Genomic DNA, 4,171 nt, shown 5'->3' on the forward strand with positions numbered 1-4,171 from the left:
CATCGGAACGTTGTTGGTCAGGGATTGCCAGATTTTTCGATAACTGTAAAAAGAAGATTAAAGGTAAGAAAGGTTTTCCCAGATTCAAAAAGAATCAACGCTCTGTAGAGTACAAAAAATCAGGCTGGAAGCTTTCGCCCGATAAGAAAACTATCACCTTCACCGATAAGAAGGGAATGGGAATATTTAAGCTTGTCGGTACTTACGACCTGCATTTTTACCCCGTAGACCAAATACAGAGAGTTAGGCTAGTTAAACGTGCTGATGGTTACTACTGCCAGTTCTGCATTAGCGTAGATATTAAACAAACATTAGAACCTACAGGTAAAACTCTAGGGTTAGATGTAGGTTTAGCCCATTTCTACACTGATAGTAATGGTGAAAAAGTTGATAATCCTAGATACTTGAGAAAGTCGGAAAGGCAATTAAAAAGATTGCAGGGTCTAGTTTCTAAAAAGGTTAAAGGTTCTAACAACAGGAAAAAAGCTATTAACCGATTAGGCAGAAAACACTTGCAAGTCTCTCGTCAGCGTAAAGACTTTGCCGTGAAGTTGGCAAGGTGCGTAGTGATGTCTAACGACATCGTGGCGTATGAAGACTTGAAAGTGCGTAATATGGTGAAAAACCGTCACTTAGCTAAATCAATTAGTGATGCCTCTTGGTCGCAATTTAGAGAATGGTTACAATACTTTGCTATTAAATTTGGCAGAGTAGCCGTACCAGTTCCACCTCATTACACCAGCCAAAATTGTTCTAATTGTGGCGAAACTGTTAGAAAATCTCTGTCTGTTCGTACCCATATTTGTAAGTGTGGTGTAGTTTTAGACAGAGATGAAAACGCAGCGCGTAACATTTTGATCCAGGCATTGCAACTACTTGGCTATATATCAAATACGGTAGGGCATACCGAAATTAACGCTTGTGGAGAGATGACCCTATACTTAAACCTGGAAACAGTTCTTAAGCAAGGTCGCTCGGTGAACCAAGAATCTCCCCGTCACAGCGTAGCTTGACGGGAGAGTGTCAATTAGCTAAATTCCGAAACTGAGTAAACTGCGAATTGAACAAAAGTTTGACTGTCCCTGTGGGGCCATTCCGATGTTTGGCGATAATAACTTCTGCGATATCTCGATCTGGAGAATCGGGATTGTAATAAACGTCGCGGTATAACATAATAACTAAATCCGCGTCTTGTTCAATCGAACCGGACTCTCTCAAATCCGACAGCATCGGTCGCTTATTTGTACGCGATTCAACTCCTCTACTCAACTGAGATAAGGCAATAACGGGAGTATTCATCTCGCGAGCTAAACCTTTAAGATTGCGTGTAATCTTCGATAATTCTTGAACGCGATTGTCGCTTCCGCCTTCCATTAATTGCAAATAATCTATTAAAATTAATCCGATTTCTCTCCCCTGTTCTGCTTGCAAACGACGCGCTTGACTACGCATTTCCGTAACGCTTATATTGGCGGAATCGTCAATATAAATTGGTAGGGCGGATAGAGTAGCAAATGCAGGGCTTAACCGTTCCCATTCATTTTCACTGATGCGTCCCGATCGCAAACGGTTACTTTCTATTTCGGCTTCGTTAGCAAGCAATCGCTGCACCAGTTGCTCTTTTGACATTTCCAGACTGAAAATAGCAACAGGAAATTGATGTGTTTTCGATATTTGGTGAGCGATTCCCAAGGCAAAACTGGTCTTTCCCATTGAAGGGCGACCGGCGACGATAATTAAATCAGAACGCTGAAAACCGCCAGTCATGGCGTCTAGGTCGTAAAAATTGCAGGTGAGTCCGGGTAGCGCTACATTTTCACTGCGATTGTTAAGTTCGGTGAAAGTGTAGTTAAGCGTTTCGGCGATCGATATCAGACCTTGCTGAGGTCGTTCTTGAGTAATGCCGAAAATTTCTTGTTCTGCTCGATCGAGTACGATCGGCAATTCGGTGGCTGTCTCGTGTCCGAGATCGACAATTTTATGACCGGCTTGAATTAATTTGCGGCGCAGATATTTTTCTGCTACGAGTTTGGCATACTGGTCGATGTTGACGGCGGAGACGGTACGATCGATCAGTTGCGCTAACTTACTCTGACCTCCCACTTTGTCAAGCCGATCGTTATCGTAAAGCCAGACAGCGACTGTCATTAAATCCGTCGGCTTGCTTTGCGCGTGAAGAGTCAGCGCTGCTTGATAGATAATTTTATGACTTTCCAGGGAAAAAGCATCTGGTACGAGGATATCCAGCACCCTGCCGATCGCTTCCGGATCTAGCAGGATGCCGCCCAAAATAGCTTCTTCCGCCTCTATATTTTGCGGAGGGAGACGATCGCCAATCGGTTGAAAATTGCGTGAGTCAACCATAAATCATTTTAGATTTTAGATTTTAGATTTTAGATTTTAGATTTTTATTTAAGTTCATTGATTAGCAATGAGCCATTAATACACAGCCTTTTACCAAAGACTAACGATCGATGACTAATGGCAATCCAAAATCCTCTCTTGCGAAGGTGAGCATCGTGACGGTCACCGCCAAGACGCCCACTTCGCGCAAAATCCAAAATCCAAAATTCCCTTAGCTAGCCACTACTTCAATATCTACTGTTGCGGTTACTTCTGGGTGCAACTTGATTTCAGCTTTATAAGTACCGGTCTTGCGAATTTCGGGTAGGGTGATACCGCGACGATCGATTTCCTTGCCGGTAGCTTGCTGAATCGCTTCTGCGACTTCCGGGCCAGTAACTGTTCCAAAGATAGCATCTGCTTCGCCCACCTGTTTGGCAATGCTAAAGCGACCGACAGCTTCGATCGCTGCTTTGATCGCGATCGATTCTTCCTTGAGTTCCAAAAGGCGCTGGCGCTCTTTTTCTCTGCGCCGTTCCACTTGCTTGAGAATTGCTGGGGTGGCAAAAGTAGCAAATTGCTTGGGAAGGAGGTAATTGCGTGCGTAGCCGGGAGCCACTTCTACTAAATCGCCGGATTTGCCCAGCTTGCTGATATCCTGAGTTAAAACTAATTGAATGCGTTTGGCCATGAGCTTTCCTGAACAGGCTGCTTAATCAGATCCGAACAAACCATAGTAGCGAAATAGGGGGGTCGATCGCAACTGCCAATCTTCGCTAAAATCTATCTTTCATTCCCCGCAGTCTGGCAAAAGTTTGCACCGATTCGTCACTCTTTACCGCTGCTTGCAAATGCGGGTTATCCCAGCGCAGAAACGGATTAGTGCGCTTCTCTATCCCCAAAAGCGATGGTACGGTAGCTTCCGATCGACTGCGAGACTCCTTGACTTGAGTGTATCTGGCTTGTAAATCTGGGTTGTTACCATCTACAGTCAGGGCAAATTGTAAGTTTTTCAGCGTGTATTCGTGAGCGCACCAAACTCTGGTATTGTCGGGTAAAGCGCGGATCTTGCTTAGGGAGGATATCATTTGGGAGGGAGTGCCTTCAAAGAGCCTACCGCAACCACCAGCAAAGAGAGTATCGCCGCAAAACAGATCCCCTGGCTCATCCGCCACATTTGAGGGAAAATAGTAGGCGATGTGGGCGCGGGTATGTCCGGGGACAAAAAACACTTCGCCGATGCGATCGACAAACTGGACGCGATCGCCTTCCCGCAAAAACACATTTTGTCCCGGTATTCTACCAAAATCCTCTCCCCCTCCGTAGATGCGGAGATTGGCAAAGCGTTGCATCAGCTGCTTGTTGCCGCCCACATGATCGCTGTGATGGTGAGTGTTAAAAATAGCCACTAATACAGCCGCAATTTTATCAAGGAAACGCAGTACTGGTTCCGCTTCTGCCGGATCGACCACAGCTGCGACATTTTCTTGAGTATCGTGCAAGACAAATATATAGTTGTCCGAGAGTGCTGGGAGCCGATGAACCTGCATGAAAAAATACCTCTATAGAAACTTCTTCACTAGAATGAGTGTAGCGACTGATAAATTCCAGAAAACCCAACACGATCGGAATGTCTTAATTATTTTTTACTTATCGGTAAGGGAGTTAGTCACGTATGAAAGGGGGCGTACCGAGCAAAACAACTTTAGGAGCTAAACAGATTGTCGATCAAATTTTGGTTGCGGGTCAAATTAGCCGCAAGCAACATATGTTGCTGACTTGTGCCATTCTTTCAGACGCGCAACTCACTGACGAAGACCGCCGCCAA

4 protein-coding genes are annotated in these 4,171 nt (G+C 45.0%); 1 reads left to right on the top strand and 3 read right to left on the bottom strand.

Features of this window, described 5'->3' with window-relative positions; all coding sequences use genetic code 11:
* Positions 1-1,013: RNA-guided endonuclease TnpB family protein (locus H6S82_RS21090; protein WP_191056655.1), on the top strand; the 1,013-nt coding region annotated here is incomplete at its 5' end.
* Between the two features lie 10 nt (positions 1,014-1,023).
* On the opposite strand, the gene dnaB is transcribed toward H6S82_RS21090, so the two are convergent.
* From dnaB to gloB, 3 genes are all read right to left on the bottom strand, one after another.
* Positions 1,024-2,364: a replicative DNA helicase gene (gene dnaB / locus H6S82_RS21095; protein WP_190463126.1), complete on the bottom strand. Its 1,341-nt coding sequence runs from the start codon at positions 2,362-2,364 to the stop codon at positions 1,024-1,026.
* 211 nt (positions 2,365-2,575) lie between these two features.
* Complete coding sequence (gene rplI, locus H6S82_RS21100; RefSeq protein WP_190463124.1) at positions 2,576-3,034, bottom strand: 50S ribosomal protein L9; 459 nt, start codon at positions 3,032-3,034, stop codon at positions 2,576-2,578.
* Between the two features lie 85 nt (positions 3,035-3,119).
* Entirely contained in the window at positions 3,120-3,893 is a 774-nt protein-coding gene (gloB, locus tag H6S82_RS21105; RefSeq protein WP_190463122.1) for a hydroxyacylglutathione hydrolase, read from the bottom strand.
* Positions 3,894-4,171: the final 278 nt, after the last annotated feature.

Origin of the sequence: Planktothrix sp. FACHB-1355 (assembly GCF_014748295.1) — a bacterium.
Lineage (GTDB): Bacteria > Cyanobacteriota > Cyanobacteriia > Cyanobacteriales > Aerosakkonemataceae > Aerosakkonema > Aerosakkonema funiforme_A.

Excerpts from the sequence above, each read along its gene's own strand:
- dnaB (WP_190463126.1), bottom strand. The coding sequence starts at position 2,364 with ATGGTTGACTCACGCAATTTTCAACCGATTGGCGATCGTCTCCCTCCG.
- rplI (WP_190463124.1), bottom strand. The coding sequence starts at position 3,034 with ATGGCCAAACGCATTCAATTAGTTTTAACTCAGGATATCAGCAAGCTG.
- gloB (WP_190463122.1), bottom strand. The coding sequence starts at position 3,893 with ATGCAGGTTCATCGGCTCCCAGCACTCTCGGACAACTATATATTTGTC.